This window comes from Rhodosalinus sp., assembly GCF_046542825.1.
In the GTDB taxonomy this organism is placed as follows: domain Bacteria; phylum Pseudomonadota; class Alphaproteobacteria; order Rhodobacterales; family Rhodobacteraceae; genus Rhodosalinus.
The window spans coordinates 1-3,812 of the sequence record NZ_JBKHAQ010000172.1 but is presented as its reverse complement, the minus strand read 5'-3'; the positions used below and the strand labels follow the sequence as shown (position 1 = coordinate 3,812).

The window sequence follows — 3,812 nt, the reverse complement described above, 5'->3', positions numbered from 1 at the left end:
AATATCCCCGCCGGAGGCACCGCGCGGCCTTGGGCCGCGCCACGTGAAGGCGTGCCGCCGCAGGCGGCGCCGTCTGGCGGCGGGGACGGCTCAGCCGCTCAGCTGGTCGAAGCACTCCAGCGCCTTTGCGGCATACATCATCGACGGTCCGCCACCCATCTGGATCGTCATGCCCAGCGCGTCGGCGACTTCCTCGCGGCTGGCGCCGCACTTGACCAGCGTCTCCACATGCAGCGCGATGCAGGCGTCGCATTTGGTGGCCACCGCGATACCCAGCGCCACGAACTCCTTGGTCTTGAAATCGAGCGGTCCGCCCTCTTTCACCGTCTTGCCCAACCCGCCGAAGGCGCGTGCGGTTTCGGGGATCGCGCGGTTGAGCGCGCGCAACTGATCTCGCGTGGTGTCGAGCTTGTCCGTCCAGTCCATCTGTCTTTCCCGTCCCTCGGTCTGTTCTTGCCCGGCCGGCAGATCACGGGTCACCCGCGCCCGCCTTGATCCGGATCAGATTCAGCGCCGCGCGATGAGGGAAAGGTTGTTCGCCGGCATCTCGATGGCATGGGCCAGGTCCAGCCCCGCCGCCATCATCCAGTCGATCACGTCGAAATCGTCCTTGTAGCCGATCTCGGGGTCCTGCGTTTTCAGGCTCTCGTGAAAACGCGCGTCGCCCTCGGAGGTCAGCTCGCCCGCCCGCATGAACGGCCCGTAGAGGATGAAGATGCCACCCGGCGCCAGCGCGCGGCCGGTCTCTGCCACGATGGTGCGTGCCTCCGCCTCCGTGATCAGATGCAGCAGGTTGACCAGCAGGATCAGGTCGGCAGGGCCGTGCGCCGCGGCCCATCCCGGCCTGGCCGCGTCGAGGGCCAGGGGCGCGCGCAGGTTGGGCAGGCCCGCCTCCGCGCCCCAGGCGCGGATCGAGGCGCGGCGTCCCTCGTCGATTTCGCTGGGCTGCCAGTCGAGCTCCGGCATGCGGCGCGCCAGTGCGACCGCGTGCTGTCCCGTGCCGGAGGCAAGTTCCAGCGCGCGGCCCCGCGGCGGGCCATACCGCTCGACCAGGTCGCAGATCGGGCCCGCGTTGCGCTCGGCCGAGGGCGCGAAGAGCTTGCCGCCCTCGCCGGGGCGCGCGACCGAGGCGCTGTCGGGCAGGTTCAGGCGGCGTGTCATGCCTGTTCCTCCAGCCGGTCGGTCGCGGGCGGCGGCGCGGGCGCGAGGGCGGAGAGCCGCGCGCGCAAGCCCTCGTCCATCGGATAGGCGATCCCCTGGAGCGAGGGGGCAAGCTGTTCCGCCGAGCGCGCGGAGAGGATCGGCACGGGGTGCGCGGGATGCGATGCGACCCAGGCGACGGCGAGCGTGGCGGGATGCGTGCCCAGTTCGTCCGCGATCCCGGCAAGGCCCTGCGCGGCCTCGTGCATCCAGGCCGCGCCGTAGCGGCGGGCGTAGTTTTCCTGTTCCTTCAGCCGCCCGGCGGCCCCGTCACGGGAATACTTGCCCGTCAGCAGCCCGCCGCCCAGCGGCGAATAGGGGACAGGCAGGATGTCCTCTGCCATGCACATCGGCAGCAGTTCGACCTCTGCCTGCCGCTTGACCAGGTTGTACATCGGCTGGATCACGGCGATCCGCGTGCCGCGTTCCGCGGCCAGGCCCTGCGCCTTCATCACCTGCCAGGCGGCGAAGTTCGACAGGCCGATATGGTCGAAGCCGCCCGCGGCCTGCGTCTCTGCCAGCCAGTCCATCCGGCGCTCCGGTTCCGTCTGCGGATCCCAGCGGTGGAGATAGAGGATCTCGACCCGCTCCATGCCAAGCCGCCGGCGCGTGGTGTCGAATTCCTGCTGCAATGTCTCCGGTCCGCTGCCCGGTCGGTAGCCCACCTTGGTCGCGATGGTCAGCCCGTCGCGCCGCGGGGCTGCGAGCCGCCCAAGGATCTCGTCCGCGCGCCCGTCGGTGTAGAGAAAGGCGCTGTCGAAATGGGTGATGCCGGCGGCGAGCGCGGCCTCGAACATCGCCGCAGAGGCCGCCTCGTCCGCCTTGCCGCCGAACTGCATCGCGCCGAAGGCGAAGCGGCTGGCCGGGGTGCCGTCGGGGGAATGTATCGCTGTCATGGCGCGGACCATCGCACGGCGCGTTCCGGGGCGGAAGAGGGCGGCCTGTGCGCCGCCCCATGGTGCGTGACCGGAGGAAGAGACTCCGGCCGTCGCATCGACGGCCGGAGAGCGGGGCGCGGGGCGCGCAGGCCCTGCAGCCGGTCAGCCGCGCTTCTCCGCGATCAGCCCCTTCACGATCGCCATGCAGATCAGCAGCAGGATGATCGTGAAGGGCAGGCCGGTGGAAATCACCATCGCCTGCAGCGCGGTGAGGCCCCCGCCGACCAGCAGCGCGATGGCCACCAGCCCCTCGAAGGTGCACCAGAATACCCGCTGCGTGACCGGCGCGTCCACCTTGCCGCCCGCGGTGATCGTGTCGATCACGAGGCTGCCCGAGTCCGAGGAAGTCACGAAGAACACGATCACGAGGATGATGCCGATGGTCGAGGTGATCGACGCCAGCGGCAGGCCTTCCAGCATCGCGAAGAGCGCCACGGAGTCGTTGTACTCGGTGATCACGTTCGCCGTGACCGCCGAGGTTTCGGGATTGGCGATCATGTCGCTGATCGCCGATCCGCCGAAGACGGCCATCCACAGGATGCAGACGAGGCTGGGGATGATCAGCACGCAGACGAGGAACTCGCGCACCGTGCGGCCGCGGCTGACGCGCGCGATGAACATGCCCACGAAGGGCGACCAGCTGATCCACCACGCCCAGTAGAAGGCCGTCCAGCCGTGCATGTAGCCCGTGTCCTCGCGCCCGAAGGGGTTCGACAGCGGCACGATCTCCCGCGCGTAGGATCCCAGGCCCGCGACGAACTCGGTCAGGATCGTTCCCGCGCCGGCGGCGAAGAGCACGAACAGAAGCAGCAGAAGCGCGATCACCATGTTGATCTCGGACAGCACCTTCACCCCGCCGTCGAGACCGCGCAGCACCGAGATGAGGGCGATGGCCGTGATCGCGACGATCAGGATCACCTGCATGGTGATGTTCTCCGGCAGCCCGTAGATGTAGCTGAGGCCCGCGTTGGCCTGTTGTGCCCCGATCCCCAGCGACGTGGCGAGGCCGAAGAGCGTGGCGAAGACCGCCAGCGTGTCGATCAGGTGACCCCACCAGCCCCAGACGCGCTCGCCCAGGATCGGGTAGAAGGCCGAGCGGATCGAGAGCGGCAGGCCCTTGTTGTAGCTGAAGAGCGCAAGCGCCAGCGCCACCACCGCGTAGATCGCCCAGGGGTGCAGCGCCCAGTGATAGGAGGTGGCCGCCAGCGCCATGCGCCGCGCCTCTTCCACGTTGGCCTCGATCAGCGCACCGTCCTCGGTGAAGGGCCGGACCGTGCCCAGCGGCGCGTCGCCCCAGGGCGTGGCGAAGTAATAGGCGGGTTCGAGCACGCCGAAGAACATCAGCCCGATGCCCATGCCGGCGGCGAAGAGCATCGCGAACCAGCCGAGATAGCCGTAATCCGGTGTGGCCTCCGCGCCCCCCAGCCGCACGGAGCCCCAGGGCGACACGATCAGGAACAGGCAGAACAGCACGAAGACGTTCGCCGACAGCAGGAAGAACCAGTCGAAGCTCGATGTCAGCGCCGGCCGCAGCCAGCCGAAGAAGTCGGACGCCTGCTGCGGCGCGATCAGCGCGTAGGCCACGAAGGCCACGACGACCAGGCCCGAGATCACGAAGACCGGGTTGTGGATGTCGAAGCCGAACGGGCCGACCCTGCCCTCGATGTTGTCCTG

General features: G+C 69.2%; 4 protein-coding genes. All 4 read right to left on the bottom strand.

What is annotated here, in order from left to right; genetic code table 11:
- Positions 1-90 precede the first annotated feature (90 nt).
- Complete coding sequence (locus ACLFOB_RS14595) at positions 91-426, bottom strand: carboxymuconolactone decarboxylase family protein (protein WP_410926556.1); 336 nt, start codon at positions 424-426, stop codon at positions 91-93.
- Positions 427-507: 81 nt separating this feature from the next.
- Positions 508-1,161, bottom strand: coding sequence for a DUF938 domain-containing protein (locus tag ACLFOB_RS14590; RefSeq protein WP_410926555.1), 654 nt, complete (start codon positions 1,159-1,161; stop codon positions 508-510).
- Positions 1,158-2,096 carry an aldo/keto reductase gene (locus tag ACLFOB_RS14585; protein WP_410926554.1) on the bottom strand — a complete coding sequence of 313 codons (939 nt, stop codon included), beginning with the start codon at positions 2,094-2,096 and terminating at the stop codon, positions 1,158-1,160. The genes ACLFOB_RS14590 and ACLFOB_RS14585 overlap by 4 nt, the downstream gene beginning before the upstream one ends.
- A gap of 144 nt (positions 2,097-2,240) precedes the next feature.
- A partial coding sequence (locus ACLFOB_RS14580) for a BCCT family transporter (protein ID WP_410926553.1) occupies positions 2,241-3,812 on the bottom strand: 1,572 nt, incomplete at its 5' end.

Coding starts and splice junctions, on each gene's coding strand:
- ACLFOB_RS14595 (WP_410926556.1), bottom strand. CDS start 426: ATGGACTGGACGGACAAGCTCGACACCACGCGAGATCAGTTGCGCGCG.
- ACLFOB_RS14590 (WP_410926555.1), bottom strand. CDS start 1,161: ATGACACGCCGCCTGAACCTGCCCGACAGCGCCTCGGTCGCGCGCCCC.
- ACLFOB_RS14585 (WP_410926554.1), bottom strand. CDS start 2,096: ATGACAGCGATACATTCCCCCGACGGCACCCCGGCCAGCCGCTTCGCC.